The 17,019-nt window shown below is 53.8% G+C and carries 10 protein-coding genes and 1 pseudogene; 7 read left to right on the top strand and 4 right to left on the bottom strand.

The annotated features are described in order from the left end of the window. The first annotated feature begins 26 nt into the window (after positions 1 to 26). Entirely contained in the window at positions 27 to 3,881 is a 3,855-nt protein-coding gene (locus HCZ97_RS10300; protein WP_167688621.1) for a hypothetical protein, read from the top strand. Between the two features lie 280 nt (positions 3,882 to 4,161). Here the strand turns inward: HCZ97_RS10300 and HCZ97_RS10295 are convergent, their stop codons facing one another. Continuing rightward, positions 4,162 to 5,481 (bottom strand): sensor histidine kinase, encoded by a 1,320-nt coding sequence (locus tag HCZ97_RS10295; protein ID WP_167688620.1) that lies wholly within the window; start codon positions 5,479 to 5,481, stop codon positions 4,162 to 4,164. Positions 5,482 to 6,130: 649 nt separating this feature from the next. Here HCZ97_RS10295 and ctrA point away from each other — a divergent pair. Together ctrA and HCZ97_RS10285 are read left to right on the top strand one after the other, a co-directional pair. Next, positions 6,131 to 6,850: a response regulator transcription factor CtrA gene (gene ctrA / locus HCZ97_RS10290; protein WP_167688619.1), complete on the top strand. Its 720-nt coding sequence runs from the start codon at positions 6,131 to 6,133 to the stop codon at positions 6,848 to 6,850. 598 nt (positions 6,851 to 7,448) lie between these two features. Continuing rightward, positions 7,449 to 7,805 carry a cupin domain-containing protein gene (locus HCZ97_RS10285; RefSeq protein WP_254871458.1) on the top strand — a complete coding sequence of 119 codons (357 nt, stop codon included), beginning with the start codon at positions 7,449 to 7,451 and terminating at the stop codon, positions 7,803 to 7,805. Between the two features lie 943 nt (positions 7,806 to 8,748). On the opposite strand, the gene HCZ97_RS10280 is transcribed toward HCZ97_RS10285, so the two are convergent. The 3 genes and pseudogenes from HCZ97_RS10280 to HCZ97_RS10260 all read right to left on the bottom strand — a co-directional run bounded on the left by HCZ97_RS10280 (position 8,749) and on the right by HCZ97_RS10260 (position 12,453). Beyond that, positions 8,749 to 10,101 (bottom strand): sensor histidine kinase, encoded by a 1,353-nt coding sequence (locus HCZ97_RS10280; RefSeq protein ID WP_167688617.1) that lies wholly within the window; start codon positions 10,099 to 10,101, stop codon positions 8,749 to 8,751. A 268-nt stretch (positions 10,102 to 10,369) separates the two neighbouring features. Continuing rightward, positions 10,370 to 11,061: pseudogene (locus HCZ97_RS20595) on the bottom strand (IS3 family transposase); the annotation flags it as partial. Between the two features lie 228 nt (positions 11,062 to 11,289). Further along, positions 11,290 to 12,453 (bottom strand): MFS transporter, encoded by a 1,164-nt coding sequence (locus HCZ97_RS10260; RefSeq protein ID WP_167688614.1) that lies wholly within the window; start codon positions 12,451 to 12,453, stop codon positions 11,290 to 11,292. A gap of 91 nt (positions 12,454 to 12,544) precedes the next feature. Here HCZ97_RS10260 and HCZ97_RS10255 point away from each other — a divergent pair, with 91 nt between their 5' ends. From HCZ97_RS10255 to HCZ97_RS10240, 4 genes are all read left to right on the top strand, one after another. Continuing rightward, positions 12,545 to 13,879 carry a PLP-dependent aminotransferase family protein gene (locus tag HCZ97_RS10255; protein ID WP_167688613.1) on the top strand — a complete coding sequence of 445 codons (1,335 nt, stop codon included), beginning with the start codon at positions 12,545 to 12,547 and terminating at the stop codon, positions 13,877 to 13,879. A 556-nt stretch (positions 13,880 to 14,435) separates the two neighbouring features. Further along, the gene (locus HCZ97_RS10250; protein ID WP_167688612.1) at positions 14,436 to 15,275 is read left to right on the top strand and encodes a putative phage abortive infection protein; all 840 of its coding nucleotides are present in this window, start codon (positions 14,436 to 14,438) and stop codon (positions 15,273 to 15,275) included. A gap of 517 nt (positions 15,276 to 15,792) precedes the next feature. Next, positions 15,793 to 16,302 carry a hypothetical protein gene (locus tag HCZ97_RS10245; RefSeq protein ID WP_167688611.1) on the top strand — a complete coding sequence of 170 codons (510 nt, stop codon included), beginning with the start codon at positions 15,793 to 15,795 and terminating at the stop codon, positions 16,300 to 16,302. A 17-nt stretch (positions 16,303 to 16,319) separates the two neighbouring features. After that, positions 16,320 to 16,895, top strand: coding sequence for a nucleotidyltransferase family protein (locus HCZ97_RS10240; protein WP_217701763.1), 576 nt, complete (start codon positions 16,320 to 16,322; stop codon positions 16,893 to 16,895). Positions 16,896 to 17,019: the final 124 nt, after the last annotated feature.

Below are 17,019 nucleotides of genomic sequence, written 5' to 3'. Positions count from 1 at the left end.
ACAGCCCGTTGCATTCAGGTGGTGAGATGGCGATCTTCGATATTGAAAAGGATGACCTGCTTCGTTTGTCCGACGAACGGCTGGAGGAGTTGATAGCACGTCTCGCCGAGGCGGAGGTCGCCGCACATGACCATAGCCCCGCAAGTGTCAGTTGGTCAGGCTCGATAAAGGCCCAAGATGAAGGCATCGACATTCATGTGCAGGTGGACACCACCAACTTAGAAACGGGATTCCTGACCCGCCCAAACACAGTTCTCCAGTCCAAGAAGGACTCTATGCCAAAGTCCGCAATTTTGGCGGAGATGCTGAAGGATGGAGAACTGAACCCAACCATCGCAAACCAAGCCCAGATCGGCGGCAGCTACATCATCGTGAGCCTCGCCGACGATTGTTCACCTCCGATGAAGAAGGATCGCTTAAACGCCATGCGGGCAGCGGTAGCCAGTGATCCGAACAAGGGTAACATCCACCTCGATTTCTTCGACCGTTCCAAGCTGGTCCAGTGGGTTAGGCAGCACCCGTCGGTGTTACTGTGGTTGAAAGACAAGCTCGGTCAGGGTTATTCGGGATGGCAGCCATATGGAGCTTGGAGTAATCCGCCCAAAGGATCGCCTGACACTCTGATTTCTGCTCCAGGCGTCACTGTCCATGTGCCGACTGAGCGAGGTCAGGAGTTTTCAATCGAAGACGCAATAGAACCTATGCGTCGGCTGATACGCACATCAAACAAAGCGATCCGCGTCACGGGGCTTTCAGGTGTTGGCAAAACACGGATTGTCCAGGCACTCTTTGACGATACTATAGGCGATGATCCTCTCGATAGGACTATCGCAGTCTACGTCGATACCGGACAAGACCCCGATCCATCCGCCTCTGCCATGCTAGATCGTCTGACTGCCGAAGGTCGTCGCGCGGTAATGATCCTAGACAATTGCCCCTCCGATCTGCATTCGGCATTGGCAGCCAAAGTGTCTGCTGCAAGTGGTGATGTCCGCCTGATCACGGTGGAATACGATATTAGAGACGACAAGCCGCAAACCACTGAAGTGGTCCACATTGAGGCGAATGGACCGGAAGTCGCCGAAAAACTTCTGGTGCGCCGGTTTCCCGAAATCGGTCAAGGAAATGCACGACGTGTCGCCGAGTTTGCCGATGGCAATGCGAGGGTTGCCTTGGCAATTGCAGAAAGGGTTGAAGAGGGTGAGAGCCTCGCACAATTATCAGACGCCGAATTGTTCGACCGTCTTTTCCAACAACGGAAAGGAGCCGATGGTGACCTTCGTGAACAGGCCGAGGCTCTGTCCTTAGTCTATTCATTCTCGGTTTCTGACCCAGAGGTTGGTCAGAATGAACTGGAAGTCTTGGGCTCTATTTCAGCGCACTCAACGGCTCAATTGTTCAAATCTACCAAGAAGCTGGCAGACCGTCACGTTGTGCAAAAGAGAGCCCATTGGAGGGCGATACTGCCCCATGCAGTCGCAAACAGGTTGGCAGAATCTGCATTAGAGAGCATCCCCGTAGAGACACTGAGATCAACTTTCGAAGCACCAGGGAATAGTCGGCTTCTGATGTCGTTCGCTCACAGGCTTGGCTTGATGCATGATAACCCGATTGCCAGAGAGATTGTTGAGGCATGGCTGCAACCGGACGGCCTGCTGGGTCGCGTTTCCAACCTTGATGAGAATGGATCGAGAATTCTGGACTACATTGGGCCCGTTGCACCGGATGCGCTGCTTGACCGCATCGAAGCCGAGCTCACTGCTGCAGATTTTCAGGGAATTGACCCGAGGCACAACCCTCGTAGGACTACGATCATAAACTTACTTCAATCCATGGCATACGAGCCCAAAGCCTTTGATCGCTGCGTAAACCTTCTTATCAGAGTTGCTGATTTCGAGGATGAGGTAAGCAGCTACGACTCAATCAGAGATAAAATCATTCGGTTTTTCCAAGCATATCTATCGGGCACACACGCAGCCTTGGAACAACGTGTCTATCTAGTGGAGCAGTGCATCCAATCAGCAAGTCAGACGCGGCGGTCGTTGGGGCTAAGAATGCTGTCCAGTGCTCTAGAAGGTTCCCACTGGACTGGGTCAGGCTTGAGCGACTTCGGTGCCAGGCCAAGAGACTACGGATATCGACCAGATAACGATCAACTCGCGTCTTGGCGCAAATCGTTCGTTGATATTGCCGTCCAGCTGGGAATCGGCGACGACCCGGGGCTAGCTGAATCGGCAAGGTCGATTCTCGCGCAGAATTTCCGGGGTCTATGGCGCCAACAAGCAATGCAAAATGATCTCGTCGATGCAGCAAGGGCACTTCACGCCAAAGAGCCTTGGGGGGAAGGCTGGAGAGCAATCCGTTCGACCATCTACTTTGACTACAAGAAAAAGAAGCCAGACGCGGACCCAAGGCCGATCCCGAACAGCCTTGTGGCGTTGGAAGCCGATCTCGAACCGCACGACCTATTGCCAATGATCAAGACCTACGTTTTAGAGAAAGGCAGAAACAACTGGGCCTTAGACGAACAATTTGATCATGACGACCCAAAGAAGTATTCGAAAGCTGAAGAGAGGCTTCAAGCCAAAGCCCTGCGGTTGGGGCAAGACTTTGCACATTCGGACTATGACCTAGAAGACCTGGGTCCGGCGCTATTTTTGACGGATTGGATGCCACACCGAACTGCATTTGGCCGCGGTCTTGCAAGAGGTTCTGATGACTTGCGGCAGACATGGCGAAGCCTAGTTGGCCAACTCGAAGCCCAAGAAACGGAAAACTTCGATTATTCAGTCCTTTGTGGATTCCTAGAAGAGGTAGACACCGTTGAACCACAACTTGCGCAGCTGCTGTTGGATCAATGTGCTGACCACAATCTCCTTCGTCAGGTCATAGTTGGGCTACATCCTGCTAGGAAATTCGATGAATCCGACCTTGATAGATGTTTGGCGCTGCTTGGGGGCCGAAACATAAACGGGTGGATGTTCGAAAACATTCTATGGCGAGATACCTACACATCCCTCCCTAAACACCGGATCATTGAAGTCGCAGAGAGAATTCTTGCGAAGCCCAACGGCGATGACGCCGTGTTGGAAGGGCTGACAATGAGACTCCATGGGAAAGACAGCCAATTGGATACACTCGGACCTGAACTTCGGCGTCTTGGCTTAGTTGCCGCAACCCAGCGTATGCTCAGAGATCACAACGATCCGGGCGGTTCAACTAATCATCGGATGGAGTGCGTTGTTCGGGCGGCGCTGAGGTTCCAAGGCAATGAGAAGGAGAAAAATGCCTGGCTCGACGCCATCTTTGAGGTTGTTGATGAAAGATATGGACATCTTCATGCCTTCGAAGGCGCTGTTCGGAACACTGCCGTTGAGATACCAATCGATTTTCTTAATCGTGTATTCGCCGGTGACGACGAAACACGCGAAAAGCGGCGCTTCTTTATTGAAAGTGGTGGCATGGACCGCCTGCCTCTTGCCCAAGTTGATGTCCATACGCTCGTTTCTTGGTGTGAGAGACAAGAAACAGCTGAGGTTTGGTCGGTGATCGGCTCCAGTCTCGAATTATGGAAAGTTGACAAAGAAACTGGAGCAATAGTTTTGACTGACACCGCGATGAGGTTTTTGGAAGCTGCTCCCAATCCACGCGGTGTCTTGAACGGTTATGCGAGCCGAATGGAACCTCGCAGTGGGTGGTCAGCTACTCAAGCAGATACCATGCAACCAAGAGCAGATGCTATCCTCGCTCTAGCTTCCCATGCTGACGCAGAAATCGCAGAAGCCGCTAAGGTCGTTGCAGGTAAAGCAAACGAACGTATTAATCGTATTCGAAGGAGGGAATGTCAACGCGACGAAGCCAGAGAGCAGACTTTTGAATAGCGATATCAATTACATAACAACTGGCTAGATCCTTTTGATAGCTGATCATGTCACGTGATAATTGGGGCGAAACTGCCAAGAATGCAGCTGACGACCAAATCCGAATTCTGCACTTTTAGCCAACGGCAGCTATGCGGGATGCGAGCGCAGCATTTGATAGCTCGGTCGAGCGGCAGCCTTGGGCCGCACGCAACAATGTGCCTGAGGGAGAGAGCATGCAGCATACGTCTCCACATCATTCAACGAAGGTGCTGGGCGGTCTTCAAAGCAAGCGTCGCCGTTACTTATTGCCCGGTGCAGATTCCTCCGTCGGGAAATCTATCATTGGAAGGGCGATACTGAAAGCGGCACCATTTGGGGAGCTTTCTACCTGCAAGAAACCACCGGATTGTCCGACGAACCCTGACACCATAGAAAGACCCAGCCCGGTTCCCTTGCCGATTTCCTTCGTCGTGAAGAAGGGTTCAAGTATGCGGGCGCGAATTTCGTCGGGAATGCCGGGGCCAGTATCCCGGACTGTTACTCGTGCGAAGGTCCCTGGGCCGGCTGTCGCACCATCCGCTGCCTCGGTGATTGTCTTGAGGTCGAGTCTGTCCGCTATGACGCTGATGGTACCAGAATCGCCCATGGCGTCTTTCGCGTTGATGATCAGATTTAGGATTGCGGTCGTCAGATGGCTCTTGTCGACAAGAACTGGCAATTCGCTGTGCGGAATCTCTTTCTCCAGATTGATCGACGTGGTCACCAACGGTCTGCCAAGGCGGATGCAATAGTCGGCGATCTCGCGCAGATCGGCCTTGCGCGCACTGTAATCAGCACGGCGAGCATAAGTCAGAAGCTGTTGAACAGTCCCCCGCGCCCGTTCGGCCGCTAAACGTGCGGCTTCCAGCGTTTCGGCCTTGTCTCTGGAATCCGGAGACAGATCATGAAGTTCCAGGTTTCCTAGAATGACCGTGAGAAGGTTGTTGAAATCGTGTGCAACGCCACCAGCAAGTCGGCCGATCGCCTCCATCTTTTGAGTTTCAATAGAAGCTTTCACCGACGCTTCGGCCTGCAGCCGGTTCTTGCGGGCCTGCAACAGGGACTGCAAAAAATATCCCACCACTCCAATTTCCGACGCCACGACAACCAATTTTATCACAAGCTCGTCTACCTGGTTGATCGCGCGCCAGGCAATGAACATGGCGGCGGTTGCGACGATCAAGACCTGCACCGCGATGATATCGTATTGCTTTTCGGCACGGCTGATCATGAACAGCATGAATGCCAGAATCGCAGCCGTAGCTGGGATGTTCAGCGCAGGATCCTGGATCTGGAGCAGATAGATGGGCATCCAGGCGAAAGAGACCATAAGCATTACCAGCAGCGTAGTCGCGATAATCCTCGATCGTGGAGCTCTATTGCGAACTGCCAGAAAGAGATAGGAAAAGTACGCAATGTGCATGACCGCATATCCGGCAATCCAGTACAGCGACGCTGCCCAGCCCGTGTAGCCGAAGAGCACGATGGCCGCTCCGCCTATGATCGCGCATCGCGCGAAGAATTCTGCGACGTTCTGGTACTCGATCTTGAAGAGCCGCTGAAGCTCATCATGATTCATGTCGCATGGGACCATGATCGTCACACGCCTCTCTACCACTGCGGAACAGTAGAAAGCCAAGCAATCGCATGGCAAGGGGTTTCAACCGAGGCCTGCAGGCTTTCTTCCTACCCCCTCTGCCTGGCGCAGTTCAGCGCATTGGGACTCGTGGTCTGATCGATTGTCGGGAAGAACGCAAAATTCTCTTGCGCTGCAACCTGCGGGCGCTGTCATGTCTCGGAACTTCATTTAGATTCAGCCGGCTTTCATGTGGCAGTCACGCCTGTCGGCCACAGGCCGGGCAACCGGCCAACGCACACGTCTGCCGGTTCGACCGCTCTCCTGCGTCACCCTGCCAAGGTCCGCTTCCGGGAACGCTGCGGCGCAGCGCTTGATGGGCGTGTCGACGGCAGATCTGGGCCGAACGTGTTCGAAGCGCCAGGAAGGCCGCTCTGTCGCGAGGGGCGGAGAGCTGCCGTACGCTGCGACTGGCACGAACGGCGGCTCTGGGCCGCAACCGGAAGCGCCTTTGTTTTGGATCGGACGGCACCTGCGGGCCGCTGTCTGGAAGGAAATAGGGTTTATTTTTGCATTAAGGTTTACGGATCGTTAACCAATTTTTAGCTACTTCTCGACCCCTGATGAGCTTCCCCAAATAGGATTCGAGTAAATGCGCCTCCTCCTTGTCGAAGATGACCCCCAGACCTCACGCAGCATCGAAATGATGCTGAGCAAAGCAAACATCAACGTCCTCACTACGGACTTGGGTGAGGAGGGCATCGATCTCGCGAAGCTGTATGATTACGATCTGATCCTCTTAGACTTGGGGCTGCCTGACCTGAATGGACACGAAGTTCTCCGGACGCTCCGTGCAGCCAAGGTAGCAACACCAATTTTGATCTTGTCTGGAGCTGATGATCACGAAAACAAAATCAAAGGGTTCGGGTCCGGTGCCGACGATTATCTGACAAAGCCGTTCAATCGAGATGAGTTGATGGCCCGAGTCAATGCCATTATCCGACGCTCCAAAGGTCATTCGCAATCAACGATCAAGACTGGCGACATTGAAATCAACCTTGACGCCAAGACGGTGGACGTTTCGGGTCGGCCGGTCAGCTTGACGGGAAAAGAATACCAGATTTTTGAGCTGCTCAGCCTCCGCAAGGGCTCGACGATCACCAAAGAGATGTTTCTAAACCACCTGTACGGTGGGATGGATGAGCCTGAGGTCAAGATCATCGATGTCTTCATCTGCAAGTTGCGCAAGAAGCTCGCCGTTGCGACTGGTGGGGAGAGCCACATAGAAACGATATGGGGGCGAGGATATAAGCTTACTGACCCGAAAGCTAAGATCGTGATCGAAGAGAAGGTCAGCCGGAACGCTGCTTAACACTGATATTGGTGCTGAAGGGGAAGGTTCCTGGCTATGAAACCGATTCATTGTCGAAGCTGGACCTCGCCAAACCGGCCATTCAGGACTGCGCTTCACCTTCGTGGCGACGCCCATTTATTGTCATGATGCTTAGCGCAGGTATAGCAGTTCTTGCTGCAAACCTCTCGGGAAACTTCCGCCTGCTGCGGACACTGTTTGGCATCTGGGAATGCAGGTGATGGAGTGTAAGCGTCCTTTCATGTCGCTCCGTTGAAAGCTAACTTTGTCCGCCCCACTGACCTTGGAGCGGCGGACAATGCTGCACGATGCTGCCGACGGGCGGTTTGGGAAACTGCACTGCAGAGATGACCACGTTAGTGGAAGGCAGCTCTGGGCCGGCAGGGACGCCGCGCGAGGGGCGGCCAGATGTTTGGCCATACCGCACCGCGCAGCGAAGGTTCGGAACGGGTGTGTGTGACGGCAGCGGAACGTTGCACGACTGTCAGAAGCCGCGCTAAGCTCGAAAGAGTGAGTTAGCCGGAAGAGGTGACGTATGACTGAAACAGGAGTGCGGGCGCCCATTTTCCTCAAGCGCGGGCAAGGCCGGAGTTACGACATGGGTCGCATCACCGCCAATTTCAAAGCCGACGGCGATGAAACGGCCAATCAATACTCGATTTCCGAATGGTGGATGGAGCCGAACACCAAGGGTATTGGCGCTCATTCGCACGAAAGCGAGAACGAGATATTCTATGTGCTGGAAGGAACGATGAGCTTTCTTGTCGGCGATGAATGGCGTGATGCGGAAGAAGGATCCTTTATCTTCGTGCCTGCTGGCGTGCAGCATGATTTTGAGAATCGGAGCAAGAATAGATCAGGCGTACTGAATGTCTTTGCGCCTGGTCGATTTGAATCCAACATGCCTGAGATCGTAGATTGGTTCAGGTCAAATCCCCCCAGGGATGCTATTTAGATTTTGTCGGTTACGCAGGCACGGATCAGGCGTTGACATAGTATGTTCAATCGTCAGCTCCGTCTTGCAGCACAAACCCTCAGACATAAAAAATGCTGCACCATGCTCGATTAGCGGGTTCAGGGAAGCCGCAGTGAGACACGAGTGCCAAGCACAAAGATCCGCCATGGGCCGGAAGTTCCATGAAGGCAAGGCGCGCCACACCAGCTGTAAGGACCGCTCAATTGAGCACAGCTACCGTTGATGCCGGATGCAGAAAAAGCCCGCTGTTGGCTCTGCTATGAAAACTCATATTCGAAAGTATAGGTTTGTTATCCTTCTGCAAGCAAGGATATCCCACCGCGCCGATGACTGCACAGTGTGTATTGTCTAGTCCTTCCGTGCTGTGCGCTGGCCAATGGAGAAGTTTATGAGTTCAGTTTGGCAAGAGTCCTTCGACCTTGGCCCGGAGTGCCAGTTGGTCGAGAAACTTGAGGGCGAGGCCCTTGCGTTAGCCCATAGGGGAAATTCTGTCGCAGCCATGAAAAAGTTCGAAGAGGTTTCTCGAACTTGCCTACCGTGTATGAAGGCGACGCCGGGAATGGTCTGCAGAAAAGTATCAGCTTCTAAAGTTGCAAGTTTTTCTGAGCAAGGCTTTGTTGCGAAAAAGGCTGGGTCAGGGACTCATCTCGGGGATCCAGCGTGGTAGCCGGTCTGGATGAGGATAGGGATCGCGCAGTGCGACTAAACCAGGAAATGCTCTGTCTACAGTAAGCCGGTGAAGGCGCCACTGGTGCCAGCCCACCGACGCACGCCCTAAAACAGCGTGGCTCCCCGACGATCTGGCTTAATCCGGAGCTGGTCTGCGTGCCACCGCCAGTCTGAACGGCTACATAGCGCTCGGCAAACCAATCACAGGGCCCGTAGGATAAGCGTGTTTGGAGAACGTGGCGAGGTGCTGGCTTCACGCGCTTTGAGCAACAGAGCCGTCGATCGATGCAAGTTCCTGCGTCGGAAAATCTGTCATTGGAAGTGCAATACTGAAAGCGGCGCCATGAGGGGAGCTCTCAACTTGCAAAAAACCACCGGATTGGTTCGCGAAACCGGAAACCATAGAAAGCCCTAGCCCGGTTCCCTTACCGACCTCCTTCGTAGTGAAGAAGGGTTCGAGTATGCGGGAGCGAAGCTCATTGGGGATCCCAGGTCCAGTATCTCGGACTGTTATTCGTGCGAACACCCCTGGTCCGGCCGTCGTACCATCTGCTGCTTCAATGGTCCTATCAACTTGAAATTTATCAGCTATGATGCTGATCGTACCAGAGCCATCCATTGCGTCTTTGGCGTTAATGATGAGGTTTAGAATTGCTGTCGTCAGGTGGCTTTTGTCTACAACAACCGGCAATTCTGTGGGCGGTATTTCTTTCTCGAGATTGATTGACTTAGTAATCAACGGGCGTCCAAGGCGAACGCAGTACTCGGCGATTTCACAGAGATCTGACTGGCGTGGGTTGTATTCGCCACGCCGAGCAAAAGTCAGAAGCTGCTGTACCGTCCCACGCGCTCGCTCGGCCGCTAAACGTGCCGCCTCCAACGTTTCTTTTTTTTCCCTCGAATCGTGCGATAAGTCGTGAATTTCTAGGTTTCCCAGGATGACCGTGAGGAGATTGTTGAAATCGTGCGCAACTCCACCAGCAAGTCGTCCGATCGCCTCCATCTTTTGAATTTCAATGGATGCTTTTGCCGACGCTTCAGCCCGTAGGCGGTTCTTACGAGCCAGCAGCAGTGTTTGAAGAAAATATCCCACCAGTCCAATCTCGGACGTCACGATAACCGCTCTTAAAACATGTTCATCTACTTGGTGCATCGCTCGCCAAGCAATCGCAATAGCGGCAGCAGAGACGATCAAGACTTGCACTCCGATGATAATGTATTGCCCCTCAGCTCGGCTGATCATAAAGAACATGAATGCCAGAATTGCAGCAGTAGCCGGCAGATGGAGTGCAGCATCCTGGATCTGGAGCAAATAGATAGGCATCCAAGAGAAGGAAATCATTAACAATATATACAGTGTATTGCCGAGGCTCTTTGAGCGAGTAGCTTTGCTCCGAAGTGCCAAGAAGAGATATGAAAAATACGCAGTGTGCGTCACTAGATATCCGACAATCCAGAATAGCGAGATTACCCATCCCGTGTAGCTGAACAGCACTATGGCCGATCCGCTTATGATTACGCATCGTGCGAAAAATTCGGCGACGTTCTGGTACTCGATCTTGAAGAGCCTTTGGAGCTCCTCATGTGTCAAATCGTATGGGGCCATGATGAGCGCACGCCTCGCTACAGTTGTAAGAGACTAGAAAGCTCCGCAACGGCGTGGCAAGGGGATTCGACCCCAACCTCAACTTTTTCGTGCATTCTGTGCCAAGTGCATTTCAGCGCATAGTGGCTGCTGATTAGTCATTAACTGTCGTAAGAGACCGAAGTGAGCTACGCCCCATCTCTTGGACAGGATCTGGCGTAAATTAGGCTACTCGTTGCACCTGCTGATCGGGTTGGTTGATATCATTTCTCTCCCATTAGACCAGCGCCGGAGGCTTGCCGCCGAGGGCCGAGTGAGGGCGCTGGTGGTGGTAGAATGTCATCCATTTCCTGATGGCCGCCTTTGTCTGCCAACCGGTCTCCCAGGCATGCAGGTAGACGCACTCGTATTTCAGAGTGCGTCACAGCCTCTCGATGAAGATGTTGTCGAGGAACCGGCCTTTCCCATCCATCGATATGCGCACGCCAGATCGGCGGAGCCGATCCGTCTAAGCAAAGGATGTGAACTGGGATTCGTGATCGGTGTTCATGATCTCTGGTGGACCGAACTTGTGGATGGCCTCGATCAGCGCCTCTACACAGAAGTCGGCCTCCAGTGTGTTCGAGATTCGCCAGAACAGAACCTTGCGGGTGTGCCAGTCCATGATCGCCACGGGGTAGAGTAACCCGCGCCGCATGGGCAGGTAGGTGATATCCGAGCACAAGACCTGGTTAGGGCGGTCCACCCGCAGGCCTCTCAGCAGATAGGATAGGTCTTCTGCCCCTTCGCCGGCCTGCTTGTGTTCGGTTTCTAATAGATCGGCATCAACCCCATCAGGCGCATCAGCCGGCGTATCCGCTTCTCGTTCACGAGATGCCCGTCATTGCGCAGGTGCCAGGTAATTTGCCGGACGCCGAAGAACGGCGTCTCCAAGAACTGTTCGTCAATCTGCCGCATCAGGCCGAGGTTCTGCTCGGTCTCGCCCTTCGGCTCTGGAGTGCGAACCTTTCCGTCGGTCCATGCTGCATGGCGCGTTAGATGACCGCTCTAGGGAAAACCGACCATCCGCTGCGTCCTGAACGAATGTCCGCAAAGGGCCGGGAGCGACGGACGCGAGGATAAGTCCGGGCGCGCGTCCTGCTGCAACGCCGTATGACCGCTTCGAGCCCATTGTACCGAATGCCGCGCAATGCGCGAATGGCAGCTTCGTTAGTCCGGTTCGGCGGCGAAGGGTGGAACGACCCCTCGTTTCCATATAATCACGATGATCGCCGTGACCGTGATCTGGACCGCTGCGAACACCACCATCGCCGACAGAAGGCCAAGCATATCGGCCAGTGCGCCACTGGCGATCACGGGAAGCGAGAACCCGAAATACGCATAGACGAACAGACCCGCGGTCGCCCTTGCTCGGTCGTCCGGCGCACGCAATGAAACTTCCGCCAATGAAGCGAGATAGGTGAAGCCGTAGCTGGCCGCACTGGTGATGCAGGTGCCGACGAGAACGAATGCCAGAATCTTCAACCAAACACCGGCCAGAAGGACGAGAAAGCCGAGTGGGATCAAAACGAACCCGAGGGCGAGCGCGCGCTCGTTGGTCATGCGCCGGGCAATCGGTTGGCAGAGAAATCCTACGAAGATCGCCAGGAAGATGACAAGGCCCGTCCACCCACCGAGATCGTTCACGGCAAGCTCCAGCGGAATGACCGCGATGGTCATGCCGGTCGTGGACCAGGCGAGCGCCATTGCGGCCCCGAACATCCATGTGCCGGAAGGGAAGACCGGCAGGCGCAGAAGGGACACGGGGCGAGGCTTGTCCATTCGGGGCAGTCTGAGGGCAATTACGGCGAGGACCGGAGCCGCCACGAACAGGGCGATGTAGCTGGCGGGCAAAAGCGTCGGACCCTGCACCCCGAGGCTGATACCGGTCGCCAGAGCGCCGCCGCCAAAGCCGAGAGATGTAGCAGAGGTCACGATCAGGGCGGCGTTCTTCGCGCGGTCCGAGCCGAGAATTTCCGTCATGTAGGCCGTCCCGGCGGTTGTCGCCAGGCCGGTTCCGATTCCGAGCAGGAAGCGCGCGACGACAAGACTTGTCCAGCTTGGCACCTGCACGAGAAGCGCCGTCGCCACTGCGCCTAGGATCAACGCCAGCGCAATCGGAACCCGTCGTCCAATCCGGTCAGACAGCCCACCGAGCAGCAAGAGCGTCGGCGTGAGACCCCCGACATAGGCCGCGAACGCAACCGTCACCGCCGTCGCCCCGACATCACTTTCCGCTGCATAGGCATCATAGAGCGGAGCCTGAAGGTTCACGGCGAACGTCACCGTGAAAAGGCCAAGAGCGAGCAGCGAAACGGGGATCAGTTTGGACATGGGGCGCGGACCTCGAAGATTGACTTGAGATCGGAATGCCATGAGATAGCAAGTATGACAATTTTTTGATTGTACTAGATACAGTGAGAATATGAAGAAAGCTCGTTACATACGCCTCGCCGACCTGGTCTCGACCGCGATTCAAGAGGGCAAGCTGGCCCCTGGCACGAAACTGCCCACACATCGCGCGTTTGCGGAACAGTTCAATGTGGCTCTTGCCACTGCGACTCGTGCTTATGGGGAGCTGGAGCGGAGAGACATGATTGTCGGCGAAGCTGGTCGTGGCACCTTCGTGCGAGATCTCGGACTACCTCCTACGCTGGGGGTCCGACAGACCGCCAGCAATGGCCTCATTGATCTGGTTTTCAACATGCCGGGGGACGCGGCCGATGCGGATATGTTGCGGACGGGCCTGCGGCGACTTGCGGCGGCGGGCGACCTTGAGGCGATGCTGCGTTACCAGCCCCACGGCGGGCGGACGCACGAACGCCGGATTATTGCCGAAAGCCTTGCCGCGACCCTTGGTTCTATCGACCCCGAATGCCTTCTGGTCACGTCAGGCGGTCAGCATGGGCTGGCAACCATCGCCCTTGGGCTTTTGGGACGCGGCGACAGGATCGCAACCGACACCCTGACCTACCCCGGCTTCAAATCCATTGCGGCGTTGCAGGGCCTTGATCTTGTTCCTGTCGAGGGACGGCACGGCGTGATGGAGCCGGACGATCTGGAACGAAAGTGTCGCGCGCGCAAGCTGCGGGCGGTTTATCTGATGCCGACGGTTCACAACCCCTTGGGTTCGGTTATGGATGAGGCAACACGCCTGCGTCTGGTCGAGATCGCGCGCGCGCATGACCTATTGCTCATAGAAGACGCGGCCTACGCTTTTTTGGAGCCGGACCCACCACCAAGCCTCATCGCTCTCGCGCCGGAACGAACGATCCACGTAGGGGGCTTCTCTAAAAGTCTCGCCACAGGGTTGCGTCTGGGATACTTGATCGCTCCTATGACCCACACAGACAGATTGCTTGAAGCGATCAGGGCGACGACCTGGAACGCCCCGGCGCTGATTTCCGGTCTGGTCTCGGGCTGGGTGGAGGACGGCACACTTGCCAACTCAGAAGAGACCCGGCGACGGGATGGCGCGGAGCGTCAGCAGCTATGCCAGACCGTTTTTGATGGACGGTCCATTCTTTCACATCGCAACGCAGGCTTTGCCTGGTTGCCGCTCGAAAAGGGTGTTCGGGCAGAACCCATCGTCACACGTTTGAAAGAGCGCGGTATTTCCGCATCCGGTGCAGAACCTTTCGCAACGACGGTTGCAGTGCCCCAGGCGCTTAGGCTTGCTTTTGGCGGCGTGCCGAAAGATGAGCTGGAGGAGGTCTTTCAGATAGTTCGCAAAGCTGTCGATAGGGCTTCTATGTCGTGAGAAAATTCTGAGAGCTGACATTCGTGAAGCCACAGCGAAATGGTGCTTTGTCCGCATAGCTGCACTTGGGGCCTTGGACTATGCTGCGCGGTGCCATGAAGGTCCTGTGTGGATGGCTCCTGCATAGCAAGACCGACGAGATGATGGAGACACCCACAGCCGTAATCCCGGGAGACCCCGCCGAAAGTCCGGGGCGTAATCGCCCGCATACCTGACAGGGACCCGGGACGCGGAAGCCATCAGGGCCAGCGGCCGAAATGCCGCGCAAACAGGCCGGACACACGACCGCTTCTGAATGGGTGAATTAAAGTCATTTCTCGCTTGCTATGCAGGAGCCATCCACACAGGACATTCGCGCAGATCGAGGCCGCCGCAGTGCGGCTTCCCTGAACCCGTCATTCAAGATACGTTGCAGCAAGGCTAGGCAGGCCGAGGTCCGCAGTGCCAACATTCAAGCCAGGATCTTCCTCCATCCGGTCAGGGGCCGCCTGAAGACTCTATATGAAATTCTCGAACATGGGCATAAGTTGTGAAGAATAAAAGTAGTGGAGACGAGATGCGAAAGCGCATTTCAGGATGGTTTATTATTTTTGTTGCAGTCATTGCGGTTGCGCTTTGGCTCGCTAACCTCTGGATCGGCCTGCATTACAGCGGAACGGAAACCATCATTGGTGAGCGCGGGACGTTCGGTGACGTTTTTGGCGCAGTCAACTCCATTTTCACAGGTATGGCATTTGTTGGCGTAATATATTCCATTGCAATGCAGAGAGAGGAGCTTTTCATCGCGCGGAGCGAAATGACGCAAACGAAGAAAATTTTAAAAGAACAGCAGGACAACCTAAGAGATCAGAACCTTGCAACAAAGAAGCAAGTTTTCGAGTCAACATTTTTCAAGATGTTTGATAGCTTTGTATCCCTGACCAATTCCATTGTTATTCGTAATGAAGAACTCGAACAGCTCAGGGGGAAAGATGCCATCGACTTTCTATTCAAGTCTCTTCAGCGTAGGTACTACGAAAATAAAGAGGGAGTCCACAAAATTACAACGGATAGCTCAGAAGAGCTTTTTGACCGGGTTTACGATCATTTCTTTCACGATTTTGGTCACGAGCTTTCTCACTACTTTAGGACCCTCTACACCTTACTGAACTTTGTCGAAAATTCCGAGATGGAGGACAAGGTGTTCTATGTGAAGTTGGTTCGGGCTCAGCTTTCCGATTCCGAAGCCGCACTTCTTCTGTGCAACTACCTTTCAGTAAATACGACAGAGCGTTTCAATATGATCCAGAATAAATATGGGATGTTGAAGAATGTCGATACAGCTCACCTTATTGTCGAAGACATCTTGCATCTAGTTGCCCCCCAAGCATTCGGACGAACACGTTCGGCCAGCTAGTCGCCCTAAGTGCCGAGAAGTCTTTGCTGCTGTGAATAACGGATGAAGCTCTAGAGCCGGCAACACATCGGTGCGATTGCCCGTGGAGGCGGTCGCTGATATTGTATATACTTAATCAAACACACATTTTCCGTACTCTTGGCCGAAGGAAAGCGGCGTTAGCCGTAAGCGGGCGTGGATGTCGCGGAAGGACTCAAAGCTGGTGTGCGGCCCTGAGTTGGGCCAGTTAACACACTCGCAATGCTATTTAATTCTCTCGGCCCAAAGCTGCTCTGAGCTGCCGTTCGACCAGGACGCAGCGAATGGCAGCTCAGGGCCCTTGGTGTTGATGGACACGAACGGCCCAAAGCGGAGACGATCCGTGATAGTGTTAGTATTAACATGTTTTGTTCAATCTGGCACGACTCGCATGGCAAAATTTCGTTTCTTAGCTTAGAGTGCTGACAACTATCACAGCACAAGCTCATGATTTACAGTCTGTCGACGCGTGACCGTCACAACTTTCTGCGGAAGCCACATGAAAGAGATAGATCCAAGTTACAACGATGAACAGTTCCGCAAGTTCTGTGTAAGGTACCAGAGAAAAGCAGCGGTGATGAAAGAGATTTGTGATCTTCGACACGACAGATCATTGAATCGAGCAATGATCAGAGATTTTTTGACCGTGACTGCTTCTGCGCTTTTTTTGGTACTGACATTTTTTGGTTCTGGAGAAATTTCTCATCTGCTTGGCATTTCTGAATCGTTCGCCACAATTCTGATAAGTGCCGCCACTTTTTTGCTTCTTGCCACTTCTATTTGGCAACTCTCAGCTGACCGCATGACGGCATTCCAAAACTACCGCGGCATCCAAGAGTTTGCATCAATCGCCAACAAAATAGAATACGTGACAAGCGGTTCCACACTTGATGATGATGTGGCGACATATTGGGCTAAAGAGATTACCCTGATGTATGACAATGCCGCCAGAGATATCTCGCGGATTACGGACAAGGAACATGCCGCTGCGAAGAATCGTCTCGAATGACAAAGTATTGTAAAGTGATGGAGCTTTTGGACCACAGCCACATGGTTCGTGAGGCAATCGATGCGTCAATTAGTGTTGATCTGCCAAACTGGTGCATAGTCGGCGGACTTATTCGAGACTTGGCTTGGGGGAAAATCCTCGGACGTGAAGTCCCGCCGAGAGATATTGATTTGATTTACTTCGATCCGATGAATACCACGCCGGAAAAAGACTGGGAAATCGAAGAATATTTAAGCAAGCTTTCTGGTCTTCCATTCCGGTTGAACAACCAAGCGAGAATGCATCAGTTTAACTCTGAGGCTAGGTACACTAGTGTCGTTGATGCAATGACAAAGTTCCCCACAACCGTCAGCGCCATTGGTATTTCAGGTTCTAAAAACCGTACCCCGCTAGTCTTTTCAATTTTTGGCTACTGTGCACTCTTTGAACCCGTCTTCCAGATCACTCCACATTTTTCAAACAGTAGAAGGCAGAATGACTTTAGCAAGTATTTGCGCAGGAACGGTCTTTTCGAGAGATGGCCCGAAGTCCCCGTGAACCTTGGTCCTGAACGTTCAACGAGTGCAAACGTGGTTGCTAGTTTGGAACCCTAGTTGGGATTCTGCGGTTGCCGATGTCCTTCAGCAAGGAACTACGCCGAAAATCTGTGTTAGGTTTGTATATCCCGTATGCGTACCTGTTAACCTGTCGCCATATTATTTTCTCCAACGCCCAATT

This window comes from Pseudooceanicola sp. HF7 (assembly GCF_011806405.1).
Classification (GTDB): domain Bacteria; phylum Pseudomonadota; class Alphaproteobacteria; order Rhodobacterales; family Rhodobacteraceae; genus Pseudooceanicola.
This window is presented reverse-complemented; position numbering and strand designations above follow the sequence as displayed.

Excerpts from the sequence above, each read along its gene's own strand:
- HCZ97_RS10280 (WP_167688617.1), bottom strand. The coding sequence starts at position 10,101 with ATGGCCCCATACGATTTGACACATGAGGAGCTCCAAAGGCTCTTCAAG.
- HCZ97_RS10285 (WP_254871458.1), top strand. The coding sequence starts at position 7,449 with ATGGGTCGCATCACCGCCAATTTCAAAGCCGACGGCGATGAAACGGCC.
- HCZ97_RS10260 (WP_167688614.1), bottom strand. The coding sequence starts at position 12,453 with ATGTCCAAACTGATCCCCGTTTCGCTGCTCGCTCTTGGCCTTTTCACG.
- HCZ97_RS10295 (WP_167688620.1), bottom strand. The coding sequence starts at position 5,481 with ATGAATCATGATGAGCTTCAGCGGCTCTTCAAGATCGAGTACCAGAAC.
- HCZ97_RS10240 (WP_217701763.1), top strand. The coding sequence starts at position 16,320 with ATGGAGCTTTTGGACCACAGCCACATGGTTCGTGAGGCAATCGATGCG.
- HCZ97_RS10245 (WP_167688611.1), top strand. The coding sequence starts at position 15,793 with ATGAAAGAGATAGATCCAAGTTACAACGATGAACAGTTCCGCAAGTTC.
- HCZ97_RS10250 (WP_167688612.1), top strand. The coding sequence starts at position 14,436 with ATGCGAAAGCGCATTTCAGGATGGTTTATTATTTTTGTTGCAGTCATT.
- HCZ97_RS10255 (WP_167688613.1), top strand. The coding sequence starts at position 12,545 with ATGAAGAAAGCTCGTTACATACGCCTCGCCGACCTGGTCTCGACCGCG.
- HCZ97_RS10300 (WP_167688621.1), top strand. The coding sequence starts at position 27 with ATGGCGATCTTCGATATTGAAAAGGATGACCTGCTTCGTTTGTCCGAC.
- ctrA (WP_167688619.1), top strand. The coding sequence starts at position 6,131 with ATGCGCCTCCTCCTTGTCGAAGATGACCCCCAGACCTCACGCAGCATC.